Annotated in this window: 1 pseudogene; it reads left to right on the top strand. The window is 71.0% G+C overall.

The window, feature by feature from the left end:
• Positions 1 to 776: pseudogene (locus EES43_RS30595) on the top strand (RHS repeat protein); the annotation flags it as partial.

Raw genomic sequence — 776 nt, 5'->3', positions numbered from 1 at the left:
ACGGTCGACGCGGGCGGTCGGGCCACGACGATGGAGTACGACGCGTGGGGGCAGCCCGCGAAGACCACCGGCCCCGACGGGACCCAAGTGGTCCGTGCCCGCGACGACGTCGCGGGCACCACCACCAATCAGACCGTCCCGGCCGGGGCGACCGAGCCCACCGTCACCAGCACCGAGACCGTCGACGACGAGGGAAACCCGGTCAAGGCCGAGACGGCCTACGGCGACGGCACCCCCGGCACCAGGACCGAGACCGCGTTCGACGCGTTCGGGAAGGCCACCCGCGTCCAGGAGGACACCAGCTCCTTCACCGTCGAGCACGACTACACCGCCGGTGGCCTGCCCGAAACCGACACCCTCACCCCGAAACAGAACACCGCCGGTAGGGGAGCCGCCTCGACGACGGCAGCCGTTTCCGCTCCGGGCGGCGTGACGGCCCAGCACACCTCGGACGCGTTCGGGAACAAGACGCACAAGACGCTGACCAAGGGTGATCAGTCCGCCGACGGCTGGAAGACCGCGTTCGACGCAGCAGGGCGGACGACGCAGGTCACCGCCCCCGGCGGCGCGGGCACGTCGACCACGACGTACGGAAAGGCCAACGGACTGGTCGAGTCCGCGACGCTGTCGGACGGTACGACGGCCCACCAGCGTGTGGACGGGGCCGGGCGGATCGTCGAGGCGTGGTCGAGCCCGAAGCGCGAGCCGGACGTCAAGCGTGAGCATGTGCGCGCCTCCTACGACCCGGTCACAGGCCAGAAGAACGCGGTGTGGTT

This window comes from Streptomyces sp. ADI96-02 (genome assembly GCF_003846185.1).
GTDB lineage: Bacteria > Actinomycetota > Actinomycetes > Streptomycetales > Streptomycetaceae > Streptomyces.
This window is presented reverse-complemented; position numbering and strand designations above follow the sequence as displayed.